The sequence below is a fragment of the Aquitalea palustris genome, from assembly GCF_003693445.1.
GTDB classification, from domain to species: domain Bacteria; phylum Pseudomonadota; class Gammaproteobacteria; order Burkholderiales; family Chromobacteriaceae; genus Aquitalea; species Aquitalea palustris.
This window is the reverse complement of the sequence record NZ_RFAR01000006.1, coordinates 15,908-33,226: the sequence shown is the minus strand read 5'-3', so window position 1 is coordinate 33,226 and position 17,319 is coordinate 15,908. Positions and strand designations below refer to the sequence as shown.

At 59.6% G+C, this 17,319-nt stretch carries 17 protein-coding genes and 1 riboswitch; of the genes, 10 read left to right on the top strand and 7 right to left on the bottom strand.

The genetic code is table 11. The features are described from left to right. Nucleotides 1–35 precede the first annotated feature (35 nt). A complete protein-coding gene (pflB, locus tag EAY64_RS02195) occupies nucleotides 36–2,294 on the bottom strand; it encodes a formate C-acetyltransferase (protein ID WP_103523152.1) in 2,259 nt (752 codons plus the stop codon). A 510-nt stretch (nucleotides 2,295–2,804) separates the two neighbouring features. Here pflB and EAY64_RS02190 point away from each other — a divergent pair. After that, nucleotides 2,805–3,443 (top strand): Ivy family c-type lysozyme inhibitor, encoded by a 639-nt coding sequence (locus tag EAY64_RS02190; protein ID WP_103523151.1) that lies wholly within the window; start codon nucleotides 2,805–2,807, stop codon nucleotides 3,441–3,443. Nucleotides 3,444–3,456: 13 nt separating this feature from the next. On the opposite strand, the gene EAY64_RS02185 is transcribed toward EAY64_RS02190, so the two are convergent. Then, the gene (locus EAY64_RS02185; RefSeq protein ID WP_103523150.1) at nucleotides 3,457–4,002 is read right to left on the bottom strand and encodes a hypothetical protein; all 546 of its coding nucleotides are present in this window, start codon (nucleotides 4,000–4,002) and stop codon (nucleotides 3,457–3,459) included. A 295-nt stretch (nucleotides 4,003–4,297) separates the two neighbouring features. On the opposite strand from EAY64_RS02185, the gene EAY64_RS02180 reads away from it, so the two are divergent. The 4 genes from EAY64_RS02180 (at nucleotide 4,298) to msrB (ending at nucleotide 7,952) form a co-directional block, all read left to right on the top strand. Beyond that, nucleotides 4,298–5,371: a PQQ-dependent sugar dehydrogenase gene (locus EAY64_RS02180; RefSeq protein WP_158604596.1), complete on the top strand. Its 1,074-nt coding sequence runs from the start codon at nucleotides 4,298–4,300 to the stop codon at nucleotides 5,369–5,371. Nucleotides 5,372–5,460: 89 nt separating this feature from the next. Then, a complete protein-coding gene (locus EAY64_RS02175) occupies nucleotides 5,461–6,828 on the top strand; it encodes a deoxyguanosinetriphosphate triphosphohydrolase (RefSeq protein WP_103523148.1) in 1,368 nt (455 codons plus the stop codon). A 22-nt stretch (nucleotides 6,829–6,850) separates the two neighbouring features. Further along, nucleotides 6,851–7,486, top strand: coding sequence for a histidine phosphatase family protein (locus tag EAY64_RS02170; protein ID WP_103523147.1), 636 nt, complete (start codon nucleotides 6,851–6,853; stop codon nucleotides 7,484–7,486). A 67-nt stretch (nucleotides 7,487–7,553) separates the two neighbouring features. Further along, nucleotides 7,554–7,952 carry a peptide-methionine (R)-S-oxide reductase MsrB gene (msrB, locus tag EAY64_RS02165; RefSeq protein WP_103523146.1) on the top strand — a complete coding sequence of 133 codons (399 nt, stop codon included), beginning with the start codon at nucleotides 7,554–7,556 and terminating at the stop codon, nucleotides 7,950–7,952. A 67-nt stretch (nucleotides 7,953–8,019) separates the two neighbouring features. On the opposite strand, the gene EAY64_RS02160 is transcribed toward msrB, so the two are convergent. Further along, nucleotides 8,020–8,757: a siderophore-interacting protein gene (locus tag EAY64_RS02160; protein ID WP_103523145.1), complete on the bottom strand. Its 738-nt coding sequence runs from the start codon at nucleotides 8,755–8,757 to the stop codon at nucleotides 8,020–8,022. 33 nt (nucleotides 8,758–8,790) lie between these two features. Here EAY64_RS02160 and EAY64_RS02155 point away from each other — a divergent pair, with 33 nt between their 5' ends. After that, nucleotides 8,791–9,258, top strand: a complete 468-nt coding sequence (locus EAY64_RS02155) for a MarR family winged helix-turn-helix transcriptional regulator (RefSeq protein ID WP_103523144.1) — start codon at nucleotides 8,791–8,793, stop codon at nucleotides 9,256–9,258. A gap of 272 nt (nucleotides 9,259–9,530) precedes the next feature. Continuing rightward, the gene (locus EAY64_RS02150; protein ID WP_103523143.1) at nucleotides 9,531–9,821 is read left to right on the top strand and encodes a hypothetical protein; all 291 of its coding nucleotides are present in this window, start codon (nucleotides 9,531–9,533) and stop codon (nucleotides 9,819–9,821) included. A gap of 119 nt (nucleotides 9,822–9,940) precedes the next feature. Here the strand turns inward: EAY64_RS02150 and EAY64_RS02145 are convergent, their stop codons facing one another. The 4 genes from EAY64_RS02145 to EAY64_RS02130 all read right to left on the bottom strand — a co-directional run bounded on the left by EAY64_RS02145 (nucleotide 9,941) and on the right by EAY64_RS02130 (nucleotide 14,988). Then, nucleotides 9,941–10,903, bottom strand: coding sequence for a fimbrial protein (locus EAY64_RS02145; protein WP_103523142.1), 963 nt, complete (start codon nucleotides 10,901–10,903; stop codon nucleotides 9,941–9,943). A 70-nt stretch (nucleotides 10,904–10,973) separates the two neighbouring features. Then, on the bottom strand, nucleotides 10,974–13,562 hold the full coding sequence (locus EAY64_RS02140) for a fimbria/pilus outer membrane usher protein (RefSeq protein WP_103523141.1): 2,589 nt from the start codon (nucleotides 13,560–13,562) through the stop codon (nucleotides 10,974–10,976). 72 nt (nucleotides 13,563–13,634) lie between these two features. Continuing rightward, nucleotides 13,635–14,384, bottom strand: coding sequence for a fimbria/pilus periplasmic chaperone (locus EAY64_RS02135; RefSeq protein ID WP_103523140.1), 750 nt, complete (start codon nucleotides 14,382–14,384; stop codon nucleotides 13,635–13,637). Nucleotides 14,385–14,454: 70 nt separating this feature from the next. Continuing rightward, complete coding sequence (locus tag EAY64_RS02130) at nucleotides 14,455–14,988, bottom strand: fimbrial protein (protein WP_103523139.1); 534 nt, start codon at nucleotides 14,986–14,988, stop codon at nucleotides 14,455–14,457. A 580-nt stretch (nucleotides 14,989–15,568) separates the two neighbouring features. Between EAY64_RS02130 and EAY64_RS02125 the strand changes: the two genes are divergently transcribed. Genes EAY64_RS02125 through EAY64_RS02115 form a run of 3 tightly spaced genes read left to right on the top strand, consistent with a single transcriptional unit; the run spans nucleotide 15,569 to nucleotide 17,033 of the window. Continuing rightward, nucleotides 15,569–15,925 carry an ArsR/SmtB family transcription factor gene (locus EAY64_RS02125; protein ID WP_103523138.1) on the top strand — a complete coding sequence of 119 codons (357 nt, stop codon included), beginning with the start codon at nucleotides 15,569–15,571 and terminating at the stop codon, nucleotides 15,923–15,925. Further along, nucleotides 15,925–16,341, top strand: a complete 417-nt coding sequence (locus EAY64_RS02120; RefSeq protein WP_103523137.1) for an arsenate reductase ArsC — start codon at nucleotides 15,925–15,927, stop codon at nucleotides 16,339–16,341. Before EAY64_RS02125 ends, EAY64_RS02120 begins: the two co-directional genes overlap by 1 nt. Further along, nucleotides 16,338–17,033 (top strand): aquaporin, encoded by a 696-nt coding sequence (locus tag EAY64_RS02115; protein ID WP_103523136.1) that lies wholly within the window; start codon nucleotides 16,338–16,340, stop codon nucleotides 17,031–17,033. Before EAY64_RS02120 ends, EAY64_RS02115 begins: the two co-directional genes overlap by 4 nt. A 65-nt stretch (nucleotides 17,034–17,098) precedes the next feature. Then, a riboswitch (cobalamin riboswitch) is annotated at nucleotides 17,099–17,309 on the top strand. Nucleotides 17,310–17,319: the final 10 nt, after the last annotated feature.

Here is a 17,319-nt window from a genome sequence, read left to right as displayed (position 1 = left end):
GGCGACCGTGGTCGGCGAGCGGGCTGATGCTGCGCTTACAGGCTGGCGTGGAAGGTGCGATTAATCACGTCCAGCTGCTGTTCACGGGTGAGCTTGACGAAGTTGACCGCATAACCCGACACCCGGATCGTCAGCTGCGGATACAGCTCGGGGTGCTCCATGGCATCCAGCAATGTCTCGCGCCGGAACACATTGACGTTGACGTGGAAACCACCGGCGGCGGCAAAGCCATCCAGGCAATGCGACAGATTGGCGATGCGATCTTGCGCGGTATGCCCCAGCGCATCCGGGGTAGCCGATGCCGTCCAGCTGATACCATCGAGCGCAGCGGAGTAAGGCAGCTTGGCCACCGAGGCACCGGCAGCCACAAAACCATGCACATCGCGGCCATTCATCGGATTGGCACCCGGCGCAAACGGCTCGCCAGCACGGCGACCGCACGGCGTATTACCGGTTTTCTTGCCGTACACCACATTGGAGGTGATGGTCAGCACCGACTGGGTTGGCGTGGCATGACGGTAGAAATACGGCTGGGCCTTGATCTTGTTCATGAAGGTTTCGGTCAGCCACACTGCCATGCTGTCGACGCGATCATCATTGTTGCCATAGGCCGGGTAGTCGCCCTCGATGCGATAATCCACCGCCAGGCCGGCTTCGTTGCGGATGACATGCACGCGGGCATGTTTGATGGCCGACATCGAATCCGCTGCCACCGACAGGCCGGCAATACCGCAGGCCATGGTGCGCAGGATGTCGCGATCGTGCAGCGCCATTTCGATGCGCTCGTAAGCGTACTTGTCATGCATGTAGTGAATGCAGTTGAGCGCCTTGACATAAGTCGAGGCCAGCCAGTCCATCATCTTGTCGAACTTGGCCATGACTTCGTCAAAATCCAGCACATCGGCCGTGATCGGCTCAAAGCCGGAGGCCACCACCGCCCCGCTCTTTTCGTCCACGCCGCCATTGATGGCATACAGCATGGCCTTGGCCAGATTGGCTCGCGCACCAAAGAACTGCATCTGCTTGCCGATGCGCATAGCCGATACGCAGCAGGCGATACCGTAATCATCGCCCCACAGCGGGCGCATATTGTCATCGTTTTCGTACTGGATCGAGCTGGTATCGATGGAGACCTGGGCGCAGAAATCCTTGAAGCCCTGCGGCAGTGCGGTGGACCACAGCACGGTCAGGTTCGGCTCCGGTGCAGGCCCAAGGTTGTACAGGGTATTGAGGAAGCGGAAGCTGTTTTTCGACACCAGGGTACGGCCATCTTCACCCATGCCGCCGATGGACTCGGTCACCCAGGTCGGGTCGCCGGAGAACAGCTGATCGTATTCCGGGGTGCGCAGGAAGCGCACGATGCGCAGCTTGATCACCAGATCATCAATCAGCTCCTGCGCCTGTTCTTCGCTCAGCACACCAGCAGCCAGGTCGCGCTCGATATAGATGTCGAGGAAGGTGGCGATACGGCCCAGCGACATGGCTGCGCCATTTTGTTCTTTCACTGCAGCCAGATAGGCAAAGTAGGTCCACTGCACCGCCTCGCGGGCATTGACCGCCGGGCGGCTGATGTCAAAGCCGTACTTGGCCGCCATCTGACGCAACTCATCCAGCGCACGGAACTGTTCGGACAACTCTTCACGCTGACGCAGCACGTCTTCGGTGAATACGGCATCATCCAGCTCGTGGAACAGCTGCTGACGCTCCTTGCGCAGAAAATCCGTGCCATACAGCGCTACACGGCGATAGTCGCCGATGATACGGCCACGGCCATAGGCATCCGGCAGGCCGGTAATGATGCCGGACTTGCGTGCGGCCAGAATATCGGGGGTATAAGTGTCGAACACCCCCTGGTTATGGCTCTTGCGGTATTTTTCCCAGACTTCCTTGATCACCGGGTCCAGCGTAAAGCCATAGGCTGCCAACCCGCTTTCCACCATGCGCAAACCACCATTGGGCATGATGGCGCGCTTGAGCGGCGCATCGGTTTGCAGACCGACAATCAGTTCCAGCGACTGGTCGATATAACCGGCGTCATGCGCGGTGATGGAGGTAGCACGATCTGCCGAGACATCCAGCACACCCTTTTCCCGTTCCTGGCGCAGCAACTCGCCCAGCACATCCCACAGCTTGCGGGTGCGTTCGCTGGCACCGGCCAGGAAAGTGGCATCACCGGTAAAGGGGCGATAATTCAGCTGAATGAACTGACGTACATCGACATGGGTTTGCCAGTTACCGGCAGCAAAGCCCCGCCATGGGTCGGCCTGTACGGCATTGTGAGCAATCGCTTCCATGACTACCTCCTCAATTGAAGTCCGAAACTTATCCCTACAGAAACAATACTACATTCACTATCGAAAACAGCTTATTGATATAAATCAAGCTCCACCATGGCAGTTCAGCACAGCCGGACATTCTGCCAGTACCCACCCATCAACCCCCACCTGACAACAGCAGCAACCGTTATTTATATTGTTATTTTTCAATGATATACGAAATTAAAAACGATAACAGAACAGTACCATCCCGCCATGCGCAGCAGCAACAACATGGACACTCACGCTAAAAACTGTGCGACAAACCGCTGTACTACAGCGCGATGAAGCAATAATTACAAAACAAAAATGTTCGTTTTCAAACACAAAATTTTTTATATCGATCTCGCCCGCCAATACCGCTCAGCACATTAAGTAGTTTTACTACGAAACATATCGACAATTTTCCATGTCGCCGGCGCAAAGCCACCAACGGGAACCAAGCCGCAAGCCGACACTCTGTACTTCAGTCCAGTATCAGGAATAACCATGAACAAATCGCACCTTGCCACCCTGCTCGCCAGTCTGCTTGCGGTCAGCGCCTGTACCCAGCAGCAAAGTGACGCGGCCCAGCAGGCGGCATCCGCGGCCATCAGTACCGCACATGCCACGCTGAGCGATACCAGCGCACCGCTGGCAACACTGCGCCAACAGGCCAGTGCCGCTGCGGGTGAGGCCAAACAGCAGGCGGCCCAGCTGGTGGCCGACAATCCGGCGCTGGGCCTGGCAGTATCAGCGGTGCAACAGGGAATGGAAAAATCAGCCAATGCCTTGCAATGGCAGCAGCTGGAAACAAAAGTCGGCAGCTATCCGGCGGATATCGGACTCTATCAAAAAGGCGTGGTAGCTGAGGCTCTCCACCAGCTACTGGGCAAGAAGATGCCGGTATTCCTGCAGAACATGCAGGTCAGCAGTCCGCTTGGCAAAGACCAGCTACTGTTTGTCAGCGGCAACAAAGCGCACCAGGGCGGCGAGGAGATGGCCTATCTGCTGCTGGACCCCGCCAGCAAGCAGCTGGAAGTCGGGCTGATCGAACAGCGCAAGCTGCGCATTTATCGCAGCGGCCCACCGCTATACCGCCCAGCGGAAATCAACACCATGCTGGACAATCTGGCCGGCCAGCCCTGAGTCAAGCAGCGACTCAGGCCGCCAGCCCGCGCGGCCACAAGCGGCCGGTTTTCTCCATATATAAGCGATAGGCATTGCCAGCTCGCTGCAGCATTTCACCTTCTTCACGCCGCACGCTGCCCCGATAGCTCAGCAGCAAGGCCAGCATGCCGCTGGCGGCCACACCATCCTGCAACAGCAGCAGCTGCGCCAGCGCAGCCAGCCATAGCGCCGCATATAACGGATGGCGGATGCGTTGATAGACACCACCCTGGCACTGCAGCGTTCCGACTGGTTGCAGCAGCAAATCATGCTGGCTACGCCAGAAAAGCCAGCAGGCATAAACCAGTAACAAGCTACCGGCTGGTGCGGCCAGTGGCGCTAAATCCAGCGGCCAATAGCGCCGCCAGCCAGTGGCTGCGGCCAGCATAGGCACTAGCCACATGCCGGTAAGCACCGGCCAGCGCAGTATGCACTGCCCCACCACCATGGCATTACGCTGCTGCAATAATGGCAGGTAAGCCAGCCGCGTCAGCAGCATGATGCACACACCGGCAAGCTGAATGATGGACCACAGCATGCGCTGCCTCCTTCTTATTGCAAGTTAATAACAATGATTATCATTTATAATATCAATCACGGCAAGCCATATCGCCTCATGACACACCCCACAGCGCAGCCGGACATGTCAAAATCGGCAAACTGGCACGCGCCATCGCCGCCAGACCATGCGTAGCGCCGGTAATCAAGACATGCCGGCACCAGTGAAAGGCCAAACCATGCCCAAACTCCGACTCGCCAGCCTGAGCGCACTATTACTGTTTTCTCTGTCTGCGCAGGCTAGCGTCCAGTGTGCCAGAGCACAGCCCGCGGGCATGCAAACCCTGCCCGGCCTGTGCGCCGAAGTGATTGCCAGCGGCCTGAAAATGCCGCGCGGACTGACCGTATTGCCTAATGGCAACTTGCTGGTAACAGAAATGGTGCGCTGGGATGCCACACAAGGCCGGGTGCTGCAACTGGCCGCCACCAGCGGCGGCTGGCAGCAAAGCGTAGTGGCAACAGGCTTTGACCGCCCGCACGGCGTGGTGCAGGGGCCGGATGGCAAGATCTATGTCGGCGAAGTGGGCCGCATCGTCCGCTTTACCCCAGGGCAGCCGGAGCAGCGCGAAACCGTGGCCACCCTGCCCTTGCGCCAGCGCCACCCGCTCACCACCTTTGCCCTGGCCGGCAATGGCGATCTGTATGTCAATATCGGCAGCTCATCGGACAATTGCGAAAGCGCCAGTCCGGCCGAACTGGCGGCCGGGCGCTGCCCGGAAAGCGAACAGGACAAAGCCGGGGTGGTCTGGCGTTATCACCTGGACCAAGACGGCAAGGTGAGCGATCTGGGCGTATTTGCCCGTGGCTTGCGCAACAGCATGGCCCTGGGCGTGCATCCGGCCAGCGGCATTGTCTTACAGGCAGAAAACAGCCGCGACGCCATTCATCTGAAACTGCATCTGCCGAATGACAATGAATTGCCACACGATGAGCTGAATCTGCTGCAGGCCGGCCAGCACTATGGCTGGCCCTTCTGCTACGACAAACAGCTGGCCGCTCCGGAGTTTCCTGGCCACGACTGCCGCAATACCCAGCCGCCCTATTTGCTGCTCCCCGCGCACGCCGCGCCACTGGGGCTGACCTGGTGGCTGTCGCCAAAGGCCCCGCCGCGTTTTGCCGGCTGGCTGATTGTCGGCTTTCATGGCTACCGCCAGCACGGCCACCGGCTGATGGCCTATCCAGTAGACAAACAAGGCCTGCCCAAGGGCAAGCCGCTGGAACTGATCAGCAACTGGAAAGACAGCAAAGGCCCGGGCGGGCCGGTGGAAATACGTGTGGGAAACGATGGCGCGCTCTATCTGACTGATGACCGTCACGGCCAGGTGATCCGCCTGTATGCCGCGCAGTAAAGTAGCGCACATGATATTGCCGCTCCAGCCGCTTCCCGCACCGCAACAAAGCCCCTATCATCAATTCATCCCGTTTTTGCAGGCCGGCCATGAACCAGACTCAGCAGCAGCAATGGACAGCCTTGCTGTCCACCCAGCGTTTCAAGGTGGTACAGGGGGAAATCAAGCCAACCCACACCCCGGCTACCGATGAAGGCAGTGCCGGCCTGCGCAGCGATTTTCACATCGACCACGACCGGGTGGTATTTTCCAGCGCCTTTCGCCGGCTGGGCCGCAAAACCCAGGTCCACCCGCTGGCACAGAACGACCATACCCATAACCGTCTGACCCACAGCGTGGAAGTAGCCAGCGTCGGGCGCAGCCTGGGCAACCGCGTGGGGGTGATGATGCAGCACGCCGGCGTGATGCCCGCCGGTTACGGCCCATTCGACATTGGCGCGGTAGTGCAGGTCGCCTGCCTGGCGCACGATATCGGCAACCCGCCCTTCGGTCACACCGGCGAAGACGCGTTGCGCGACTGGTTTCGCGATAGTCGGAATGCCCACTTCCTGCAATCGCTGGATGCCGCCCAACAACGCGATGTGCAGACCTACGAGGGCAATGCCCACGGCCTGCGCATGCTGGCCACGCTGGAAATGTACAGCCACGAAGGCGGCATGCGGCTGACGGCTGCCGCACTGGGTGCCTTGATCAAATATCCGTGGACATCGGATGCCCCCAAGGCACTGGCACGCGATAAATTCAATATCTACCGCACCGAGTTACCCTATTTCGAGCGCATCGCCGAAGAACTGCGCCTGCCGCGCAAAGGCCAGCTGGAATGGGGCCGCCATCCGCTGTCCTACCTGATGGAGGCGGCGGACGACATCTGCTATGCCATCCTCGATCTGGAAGACGCCGTGGAAATCGGCATTCTCGACGTACACGAGTTCGAGCGCCTGTTTGCCCGCTTTACCGAATACGAGCGGGTATGGGACATCCACGACGTCAAGCAGAAATGCGCCACCCTGCGCGGCATCGCCATCGGTCGCTGCGTAGCGGAAGTTGCCCAGAAATTCATGCTGCATCACAACTCGCTGCTGGCCGGAGAATTCCCCGCCAAAGACCTGATCAACCTGACCGACGCCGAAGTACAAGAGGCACTGATCCAGGCCAAGGAGCTGGCCAGCAACAAGGTCTACCGCCACCGCACCAAGCTGGTGACCGAACTGGCCTCCTACCCCTGCATGGCCACCATCCTCGATGTGCTGGTCCCGGCCGTACATGCCTACATCACCAAAGGTGCCGAACAGCTCTCGCCGCGCCAGCACCTGGCGATGGGCTTGCTGGAACAGCACATCAAGCCGGATGACAACCTCTACCAAGCCTATATGAAGGTACTGGATTTCGTTGGCGGCATGACCGACAACTACGCGGCCAACCTGGCGCGGGAAATTTCCGGCGTCGGCATCCTGTAATCAACCCAATTCGGACACCTCCATGCACACCACCCGCTTCTGCCTGATTCGCCATGGTGAAACCGACTGGAACCGTGAACGCCGTCTGCAAGGCCATCTGGACATCCCGCTCAACCAGCAGGGCATGGCCCAGGCCGAGCGGCTGGCCAATGCCCTGCTGCGCCAGCAACTGCAATTTGCCGCCCTGCATGTCAGCGAGCTGACCCGTGCCCGCCAGACTGCCGCCGCCATCAGCCAGCGGCTTGACCTGCCCTTGCAAACTCACCGGGAGCTGAAGGAACGCCATTACGGCGCTTTCCAGGGGCGCACTTTCGACGAAGCACGCGAACATATCCCGCAGGTTTACCGGCTGCATCAGGAACGTGACCTGCATTTCGACCTACAGGGCGGCGAAAGCCTGCTGGCTTTCCAGCAACGCATCATGCACTGCATGCAGCAACTGGCCGAGCAATATGCCGGACAACAGATTCTGGTAGTCAGCCATGGCGGCGTACTGGAAATGATCTACCGCACCGCCAGCGGCAAAGGGCTGAGTGGCGCCCGCGACTTCCCCATTCCCAATGCGGCGCTGAACTGGGTGAGCTATCAGGACGGCAACTGGCACATTGAAAAATGGGCGGACCAGGCGCATCTGGATGACAGCCTGGATGAAGTCTGAACGCGACAAGCGACAGATTCGCCAGCATGCCGCGACAGACTGACAGCAATCAGCCAAAGGAAAAACCATGAGCACGCCCGAACAGCACAGCGACGCCGAATGGCGCGCCCGCCTCAGCCCCGAGCAATATCGCGTCGCCCGCCAGGGTGGAACCGAGCGTCCTTTCAGCGGCGAACACTACCAACGCACCGAACAGGGTGACTATCACTGCATCTGCTGTGGCAGCCTGCTCTTTCATTCCGCCAGCAAGTTCGACGCTGGCTGTGGCTGGCCCAGCTTCTGGGAAGAAGCCGCCGGCGAACGTATCACCCGCCTGCGCGATACCTCGCATGGCATGATCCGCGTGGAAGTGCGCTGCGCCAACTGCGATGCCCACCTGGGCCATGTCTTCCCCGATGGCCCGGAACCGACCGGCGAGCGCTACTGCATCAACTCGGTATGCCTGAGCTTTAGCCCCAAGCCATGAATGCAGGGACTGGGCTGACGGGCCTGGCGCCGCAACGCTAGGCCGCAGCCCATGCCACAGGCTCGATTCAGACCAGCCGTTCGTGAAAGTCCGCCTCACCCTGCCGCCAATAGGCAGCCACCCGTACGCCTTCGCGTGGCAAGGCTTTTTCTTCCAGCAGAATGCTTCTGACCTGGCGCATCAGCCCACCTTCGCCGGCGCACCAGGCAAAGCCATTACCCGCAGGTGCCTGCCACTGGCGCAGGGCAGCCAGCAAGGCAGCTGGCTCGGTGACTTGTTGCAGCTGCCATTCTTGCTGACGCGGTACCGACCATGCCGCCAGGGCCGCCGGACGCAACAGCAAGACATCGGCACGGGCTGACACCGGCAGCTCGGCCAGGCGGCGGCGGATGGCCGGCAGCGCCGAATCATCACCCAGCAGCAGATGCCAGTCTTGCTGCGCGGGAATGATCATCGAGCCCTTGGGGCCACCTATCATGGCCGTCATACCCACGGCAGCCTGTTCCGCCCAAGTGGCGGCAGCACCCGCGCCATGCAGGGCAAACTCCAGCACCAGCACGCCTTGGCCAGCATCCCAGTGACTGGGGGTGTAATCGCGCAACACGGTTTGGCCCTGGGCATCGGTAAAGATGAACTTGATGTGATCATCAAAAGACTGCGACTGGAAGCCGGCCAGATCCTCCCCACTAAAGCTGATGCGGGCAAAGCCGTCGCCAGTACGCTCGATCTTGCTGACCGTTACCTTGCGCTTGATCAGTTCATATCTGACCCGCTCGATGCGGTGTTGCGGCAAAATGCTAGACATAGTCACTCCAATTAATTGACAATATCACCTAATATGCAAAATAAAGTTGACCTTGTCAACCATGTTGACGACACCGCCGAGCAGATTTTCGAATCCATCCACACACTGATGCATCAGTATCGGGCCTTGCAATTTGCAGCCATCCGGGCCGACGAGCTGGGGCTGACCCATATGGAAGGCAAGGTGCTGGGCTATTTTTCCCGCCACCCGGGCGCCAGCCAGAGCGATCTGGCCCAGCATTCGGGGCGTGACAAGGCACAGCTCACCCGGCTGATTGCCCGCCTGAAGGAGGCCGGATTGCTGCAAGCCCATGCCGATGCACGCGACCGCCGCACGGTACGGCTGACACTGACGGCAGAAGGCGAGGCATTGCACGACACCTTGCGCCAGCAGGGTCGCCAGCTGGCCGCCAAAGCCATGGGTGGCATCGCGGCAGCGCAGCGCCGTGAGTTGTTGCAATTACTGCAACAGGTCAAAAGCAATCTGGATCAGCCAGACTAGCCAGCCCCCCTCCACTCCGGCAGTCATCCTGCTGTTGTTAGCAGCGCCAGGCCTTGGCTGGCGGCTGTTCTCTTGCGGCCAGGCCCTCTGCAGCTGGCTCTATCGCTTATTTGATATTTTTTGTTTTAAATAAATCAACTATTGCCAGTATTGATTTTCAAGCTGGGCACTTCTACACTGCAAGCATAATTACTTACAAATGAATGGCTTTATTTTAAATCACATTGCGTGATTCAAAATAGGCCGCTCCGGATGAGTGCAGGAGGTGTGTGATGAAGAAAATGATTGGTGTGTTGATTGCCCTGGCCTGCCTGCAAGCTAATGTCGCCAGTGCCGACAACGGCGGTCGTATCGATGTGCACGGACAGATCGCCAAAAGCCCTTGCGCCATTCCAGCCTCCACCCTGCTGGCTTATGCCAGCCAGCCACGTCTGTATCAGGCCGCTCGCCTGCAGGCGTCCGGCCCTTCCTGCTCCGGCATGGACAACACCCAGTCACTGACGCTGAGCAAAGTGCAAGGCACGGCAGCAGGCAGTGGCATCGTCAATATCGTCTACAACTGACAGCGCCTTGGCTGGCGACGGTTCGCCAACACGCAAATACGCAAAAAAAACCAGCAGCCTGATTCCGGCTGCTGGTTTTTTCATGTGCTGCACGCCCCGCCCGGGCACAGACCTGAGCGCTATTGATACAACATGGTGACGCTGACAATGGACTGCACGGTACCCGGCACCATGGCCGCAGTCCGGTAGTACTCTACATAAACTGGCAGTTGCGCCATTTGCGCCTGCACATTCACCACCCGGGTATTGTTGGTGGAGTTGGCACCAATATTCAGCCCATCCCCAGCGGATGCCATATTGACCGCCACCCCAGTGGCCGTGCCGTTATTGGCAAACTCGGTGGCAATATTGCTGTCTGGCGTACCAGAAAACTTGAAAGTGGCGGTATTCACCCCGGTCGAACAATTGCTGGCGGTAATGGTGAAATAGGTCCGGCCAAAGGTGCTGCCAACACTGGGGAAATTGAAAGTGGAGGCATTGGGCAGGGTGATGCTGCGACTGACATCGGCAGCACTCAGCTGGCAGGTGCCACCTGGCGTAAAGGTGACACTGCCGTTCAGCAGCTGATTAAAGTTGATCGGCACATTATTCAGGCCGCCCTTGCCATCCAGCTGGAATACCGGGTAGCTATTGATGTTGACCACACCGCTGCTGGGTGAATTGGACGACTTCAATATCACCACGGAATACTGCAGATTGCTGGTGACCTGCCCGCCTTGCGGCACATAGATGCCGGTATTGATGGCACCACTGGTCTGGGTATAGGTGACGCCATTGAAAATGATGCCGATCTGCACCCCGGCTGCCAGGGTCTGGTTTTTCGGGTTGACCCAGAAATAGACGTTCTCTCCCACACTCTGCGTGCAGTACACCGAAATGCTTTGCAAGGGCGACTGCCAGATGACGGTGCCGGTGGCCGCAGTCGAGGAAATATAGACATTGTTCGGCAGCGTCAATGTGCTGCTCAGCGGCCCGCCGGACTGGTTCAACCAGCAGCCCAGCGCGTGGCTGGCATTGGGCAGCAATAACAGCAGCAAGCCCAGGGCCGCGAATGTCTGTTGCAGGTACTTGCGCATATTCATAACCATTTCAGTAAGGGACGGATCGCCGGCACGCCATGCATCAAGGCAGGCCGCACGGACCATCGGGTGACTACTGGCATACCGCTTCCGCTTGCAGATAGCCCTTGTTCTTGCGTTCCCCGGCGTCTTGCAGCGGACTGACATAGCTGAAGCTACATTGCTGCTTGGCCTGTGCCCCCCAGCTCACGCGCAGCGGCTTGCCTTCCTGGCCTCGCAGGAAGGTGCGACCACCCTGCCCCACCATGGCCAGCTCGGTACCGTCGGCCTGCTGTACGCTGGCCCCCACGGGCAGATTGTCGCCATTGGCTTGGCGCAAGTGGACAATCATCGGCTTGCCCTGCTGGGTGGGGAATTTCACCATGGCGATGGCGCCGGAGCGCGGTGCCAGCTTGCTGGAGGTTTCCTGCAACTCCACGTCTTCATTCATGCCCTTGGGGTCGAGTGTGATGTCGTTTTGCCGGTATGGCATCAGGTTGGTGACCACGGCATAGCCGTCGTGATTGACCCGGACACCGTTGACGTTATTGACCATGGCACCTTCTGCGCCCGGGGCTTCGATCACCGCGATGGACTCGCCCAGTGACTGTGCTGCCGTCACACCGCCGGGGTGGAACACCAGCGCACCGCTCACCCCCAGCGATTGCTGCGAGGTATTGCCCATGCTGCTGGCACCAGCCGAGAAGGTAGCGACCGAGGTGGCGTACTGCAGATTGCCGCCGCCGCCCGTGCTGCTGTCCTTGCCATTGAACTGGTTGGCGCTGGCGTAGGCGTTGTAGCTGATATTGCGCATTTCGCCGGCCGAGCCACTGAGTGACAGCTGCTCGCTGCCATTGTGCATGCTGTCGCGGCTGAGGCTGGCGGTAAGCAAGGGCGAAGTGGGCTGCTTGCCCAGCGGAATCGAGATGCTGAGCATGTACTGGGTGGTGTTGTTGTTCTGCGAATCCTTGCTGCGCCCGGCCGACACGCTGAAGCTGCCCCATTTGTAGCTATTGGAATAGCCGGCCTGATACAGCAGGTCACGTCCGGGCTGGTTCCAGTAATCCTGGGTGGAGCCGCTGACGAACACATGGCCCCAGCCCTCGGCCAGCGGCTGGTCGACATTGAGCTGGAACTTGTTGCGTGTGCGGTAGACCACGCTGCTCTGATTGATCAGCGCGGCATAGCTGTTGAACTCCAGATAGCCTTCGGTCGAATAGCGATAAGCCGCCACGGTGAAGTTGGTACGGGTGGTTTCCAGCAGCTTGCTATAGGTGACACGGTAGCTCTGACCGGTCAGCTGCGTACCCAGACCTGCCGCAGCAGGCAGATCGCGCGCTTGCGACTGGGTCACATCGGAGGCCAGCGCACCAAACGGCGTATTCAGCGCCACCCCCAGCATGCCGGCCTGATAGTGCTCGGCTGCGATCAGCCCGCCATAGACGGTGACGGTATTATTCAAACCACGCTGGTAGGTGGCCTGGATAAATTTGGGCTGGGTATTGAGGCTTTCATCGCGCAGCTGACCTGCCGTGATGCTGTAGCGCGACTGACTGGCACGCAGCAGCTGCGGCACGGCGGCATACGGCACCACAAACTGGCGGGTGCGGCCATCGGCTTCGGTTACCGTGACATTCAGATCACCCGCATAGCCGGTGTTATACAAGTCGTTGATCTGGAACTCGCCCGGCGGCACGGTGTTTTCATAGATCAGATTGCCGTTCTGGCGTATGGATACGCGGGCATTGGTTTCGGCCACGCCACGCACAACCGGCGCATAGCCCTGCATCGATTCCGGCAGCATGCGGTCGTCGGAATTGATCTGAGCCCCGCGAAAGCCCACCGAGCTGAACAAATCGGATGGCGTAAAGCTGTCGCCCACCGTCAACACCGATTGCCATGCAGTCAGGTCATGCTGGGCATAGGCAGAAATGCTCTGGTAATGGCGGCCATCGCCGGACTGGTTCTGGTAGTTCTGCTGCGTCAGCGCGGCATTATGGCGCAGCCGCCATTCGCCGATATTCAACCCGGCATTGCTGCCGAGGTAATACTGGGTGGTCTTGCCGGCGCTGCCGTTGTCATAGCGATAGGCGTTGGTGTTGTAGTTGATGAAACCGGCAAAGGGTGCACCCGCATCCCAGTATTGCGGGTCAACATAACCACGTGCATGGCTGTGGACATACAACTGGGGAATGCTGACATCCAGTTTGAGATCGCCAGCATTGAAGCTGCTGAGCGCCCCCGGCACGATGGCACCGATCTCATGGCAACGGCTGGCATCTTGCCGGGTCAGGGTATCGCTGTTTTGCAGCCGGCTGAAATCCACACCCATTTCATCCAGCATGGCGCGGTTAAAGCAGGCCACCACCTTGTGATCATTCCCCTCGCGCAGCACGACATCGCGCCGCCCCAGCCAGCTCATGTTGACGAATACATCAGCGCGATAAGTGCCCGGCAGTGCCGCGCCACTACCGCTGAAGCGTGACAGGTCCAGCGGCTTGCCATCCGGAGTCTTCCCCAGAAAAGCCGGATTGAACTGCACATCGCTCAGTGCCGCAGCACCGTCTACCGGATTGGCATCGACCGCCCACGCCACCGCCGGACTGAACACGGCGAGCAGCATCAGGCTCAATGGCTTGGGCATCCAGCAGGCCGAGGCCTGCCGGCTAGGATTTTTCATCATGGCAGCACGCTATCTGACATGAACCCGGCCGCCCCACACGACATGTCGTCGCGGCGACCCGGTCCTGATTGATCAAGGATTCAGCGGCAGGCTGTGCGCCACCGGAGCACCAAAATCATTGATGCTTTCGTAGAGCAGCACGGCCTGGCCAGCGGGGCGTGCAGTCAGCCCCTTGAGCTTGAAATCGGTGCTGCCACCGGGAGCGATCATGCCACCCTCGCTGCGGTATTCATGACCACCCAGCTGGATGGCACTGAAATTGAGCGAGACATGAAAGGCACTGGTATTGCTGGCACGCAAGGCGTAGCCCAGATTCCCCCCCAGCGCCACCAGCTGCCAGCTGAGTTTGTCAGCCGCGTCATCCGGATTGCCGGGCAGGCCGGCCGGGCGATAGAACAACTTGAGGCGGGAACGGAAAGCCACCTGCACATAGTTGTGCTGCTCATTGCTCGCCTTGGGCAGGGGCGGAACATCCAGGATATTCAGCCAGTACACCGACTCGCGGTCTGGCGGCACGCTATCGCCGGTAAAAGTCAGGCGCACCGTTTGGGCCTTGGCCGGGTCGACCCGGAAAATCGGCGGCATGATCAGGAAGGGCGCATCGGCCGTGGTGGGTTCGGACTTTTCATTGCCACGATCAGCCCACACCTGTACCAGCGCCGGGTCATGGCCAACATTGTCCATCTTGATGGTGACTTCGCGATCATCCGACTTGTAGATGATGCGTGTCCCGGTAATCACCACATTGGCCTGCACGGCGGATGCCAGCAACATGGCCATGCTGGTGAATACGACTGCCCCGAATTTCGCTATTTTTTTCATTCTGCACCTGCCTCAACGATTGCCCTGGCGATCCGGGGAGACATTCCCCAGACCACCGGGCGGGTGCTGCTTAGTTGTAAATCATCGAGTACTGCACGCTGGTATTCACCGTACCCGCGGTGGATGCACCACCGGTGGCGATGTACTGGGCGTAGTAGTTCATGGTGCCGGTCTTGTTCGGCGAGCTGCCGGACAGGGTGACGGTTTGCGAATTGGTATTGGTGGCCACATTGATCGCCTGGAAAGTATTGTTCAGCAGCTGTACTTCCACATTGGTGGCCATGCCGGAACCGCTGGCATTGAACAGGTTGCCCGTGGTCTGGTCCACGGTGGCACCCAGTTCGAAATGAGTCTGGGCACTGGTACCGTTACAATTGCTCAGGCTCAGCGCAAACGGGGTGACACCGGCAACCTGGCCGGCAGTCGCCAGCGCCGAGGTGGATACCGTCGGCAGGGTCACCGTGACATTGCTGCCACTGGTGCCGGTGATGGTGCAGGTATTGGCAGTGATCTTGCCATTGATGGTAATGGTGCCATCCGCTGCCAGCGCGCCAGCAGAGTAGATGCCCAACCCGATTACCAAGACCGAAACAATCTTTTTCATTTTGTAGAACTCCATCGCATGAACAGGGCAGCACACTGCCCCAGACAGGACGCCAGCCCTGGCGCCCTTCCCCGCAAGCTTTCATCGCCGCTGCCTGATGCGCAGCCAGCCAGAACACTCGCAAACCACCCACAACAGCCTTGCCTACTCGCAGCGGCTCCCATGGAGCCCGGCGAATTAGATATTAAGTGTTTAAGCTGTTGTTATTTACAATTGTAAACTCAGCATCTTCAAGTTGAAAAGAATTTTCTTAAAAGTGTTGTAATTTTTCTTATCGAATATGACAAAAGCCAGTTTTCCTGCGCGCATCAATAGCAAAAGCACAGTCCAAGCTGCTGTTTTCTAATCAAATATTTCAGATACCAGCCTGCAGCCGCCTGTTGCACACACATGCCTATCAGCAGCGTCGCTCACCATCCCTGCACGAGCGGGCAGCGGCCAGAGGGCAAAAAAGGAAGTACATGCAGAAAAAATGATAGAGACCGGGAGACAGGCCGAGAGATACGCAGAGATGCACAGAGATGCCGGGGTAACAAAAGCATCACTTTACCCAGACCTATATTTCGACAATAATCGAATTATGGAAATATTAACTGCAGCAGAACTCCTTGCCGCCATCGGTCATGAAACACGGCTCGCCATCTTTCGCCTGCTGGTGGAAACCGGCCCAGGCGGCCTTTATGCCAGCACCATTGGCGAGCGTCTGGGCATTGCGCCGGCAACGCTGTCCTTTCACCTGTCACACCTGAGCCGGGTCGGGCTGATCGATGGCCAACGCGAAAGCCGCTTCATTCGTTACGCGGCAAATTTCAACACCATGGATGGGCTGCTCGCCTTCCTGACCAGCAACTGCTGCCAGGGAACATCCTGCCTGCCCAGCATGGATGGCCCGGACCAAGGCAGCGAGCGCTGCTGCCTGGCACACAAGGAAAGCTGATGACGGATCGCAAAACCGTACTGGTACTGTGCAGCGGCAATGCCTGCCGTTCGCAAATGGGTGAAGCCATACTGAACCATGAGCTGGCAGGCCAGGTGCACGCCATTTCCGCCGGCACCCACCCCCAGCCCGAGGTGGCGGCTGGCGCCATCGCCGCACTCAAACTGCTTGGCCTGGCAACAGACGGGCTCTACCCCAAGGAGCTGAGCGAGGTCATGGCGCAGCATATCGATCTGGTCGTGAGCGTGTGCGACAAGGCCAACGAGTCCTGTCCGGTATTTCCGGGTGCCGTGCAACGCATTCATGTCGGTTTTCACGATCCGCATGGCGAAGCGCTGGCCAGCTTCATCCAGGTACGCGACGATATCCGCCAGCGACTGGTGCCGGCAGTACGCCACGCGCTGGGGCTGGCATGAGCACGCTGGCCAGGCGCCTGGTTGCCGAAGCGCTGGGCAGCGCCCTGCTGCTGGCCATCGTGGTGGGCTCGGGCATCATGGGCGAACGGCTGGCGGGCGGCAATGTCGCCATCGCCCTGCTGGCCAATTCGCTGGCCACCGGCTGCGGGCTGGCCGTGCTGATACTGGTATTCGGCCCGGTGTCGGCAGCCCATTTCAACCCGGCCGTCAGCCTGAGCATGGGCTGGCTGGGAGAGATGCCATGGCGCCATGTCATGGCCTACATGCTGGCTCAGCTCGCCGGCGCCCTGCTGGGGGTCGCACTGGCCCACGGCATGTTCGGGCTGCCACTGTTCAGCATATCCACCCATCTGCGCAGCGGCCCGGCGCAATGGCTCAGCGAGCTTGTCGCCACCTTCGGCCTGATCGCCACCATCCTGGCTTGTGCGCGCCAGCACCGCAGCGCACTGCCCTATGCCGTGGCTGGCTATATCACCGCGGCCTACTGGTTTACCGCTTCCACCGCCTTCGCCAACCCGGCAGTGACCCTGGCGCGGGCAGCCAGCAATACCTTCGCCGGCATCCGGCCCTCCGACACGCCCGGCTTCATCGCGGCCCAGCTGCTGGGGGCTTTGCTGGCCTGCACCCTGTGTGGCTGGCTGATACCCGCGCCGGCCAGAGCGGCCACCTCGACAGGCCGCCACACCGGCTAGGCAGCCACCCTGCCGCCATGGCCGGCGGCGGGACTGCCGTTTTGCGCAGGGCATGAACTTGGCGTATCCTGACGGCCATTGATGGTGCCGGCAGCGCCGGTGAAAAGGGAATGCAGTGCAATGCTGCAACTGCCCCCGCAACTGTAATCGGTTAGGCTTTGCGCATCATGTCACTGGCTGTCTTGGCTGCATCCACCAGCAAGACACCAAGCCGGGAAGACGAGCAAGGCTGCTGGAGCCGGAAGTCAGGAGACCTGCCATCATCGTCTGTGAGCGCGCTTGTCAT

Coding starts and splice junctions, on each gene's coding strand:
- pflB (WP_103523152.1), bottom strand. CDS start 2,294: ATGGAAGCGATTGCTCACAATGCCGTACAGGCCGACCCATGGCGGGGC.
- EAY64_RS02190 (WP_103523151.1), top strand. CDS start 2,805: ATGAACAAATCGCACCTTGCCACCCTGCTCGCCAGTCTGCTTGCGGTC.
- EAY64_RS02185 (WP_103523150.1), bottom strand. CDS start 4,002: ATGCTGTGGTCCATCATTCAGCTTGCCGGTGTGTGCATCATGCTGCTG.
- EAY64_RS02180 (WP_158604596.1), top strand. CDS start 4,298: ATGCAAACCCTGCCCGGCCTGTGCGCCGAAGTGATTGCCAGCGGCCTG.
- EAY64_RS02175 (WP_103523148.1), top strand. CDS start 5,461: ATGAACCAGACTCAGCAGCAGCAATGGACAGCCTTGCTGTCCACCCAG.
- EAY64_RS02170 (WP_103523147.1), top strand. CDS start 6,851: ATGCACACCACCCGCTTCTGCCTGATTCGCCATGGTGAAACCGACTGG.
- msrB (WP_103523146.1), top strand. CDS start 7,554: ATGAGCACGCCCGAACAGCACAGCGACGCCGAATGGCGCGCCCGCCTC.
- EAY64_RS02160 (WP_103523145.1), bottom strand. CDS start 8,757: ATGTCTAGCATTTTGCCGCAACACCGCATCGAGCGGGTCAGATATGAA.
- EAY64_RS02155 (WP_103523144.1), top strand. CDS start 8,791: ATGCAAAATAAAGTTGACCTTGTCAACCATGTTGACGACACCGCCGAG.
- EAY64_RS02150 (WP_103523143.1), top strand. CDS start 9,531: ATGAAGAAAATGATTGGTGTGTTGATTGCCCTGGCCTGCCTGCAAGCT.
- EAY64_RS02145 (WP_103523142.1), bottom strand. CDS start 10,903: ATGAATATGCGCAAGTACCTGCAACAGACATTCGCGGCCCTGGGCTTG.
- EAY64_RS02140 (WP_103523141.1), bottom strand. CDS start 13,562: ATGATGAAAAATCCTAGCCGGCAGGCCTCGGCCTGCTGGATGCCCAAG.
- EAY64_RS02135 (WP_103523140.1), bottom strand. CDS start 14,384: ATGAAAAAAATAGCGAAATTCGGGGCAGTCGTATTCACCAGCATGGCC.
- EAY64_RS02130 (WP_103523139.1), bottom strand. CDS start 14,988: ATGAAAAAGATTGTTTCGGTCTTGGTAATCGGGTTGGGCATCTACTCT.
- EAY64_RS02125 (WP_103523138.1), top strand. CDS start 15,569: ATGGAAATATTAACTGCAGCAGAACTCCTTGCCGCCATCGGTCATGAA.
- EAY64_RS02120 (WP_103523137.1), top strand. CDS start 15,925: ATGACGGATCGCAAAACCGTACTGGTACTGTGCAGCGGCAATGCCTGC.
- EAY64_RS02115 (WP_103523136.1), top strand. CDS start 16,338: ATGAGCACGCTGGCCAGGCGCCTGGTTGCCGAAGCGCTGGGCAGCGCC.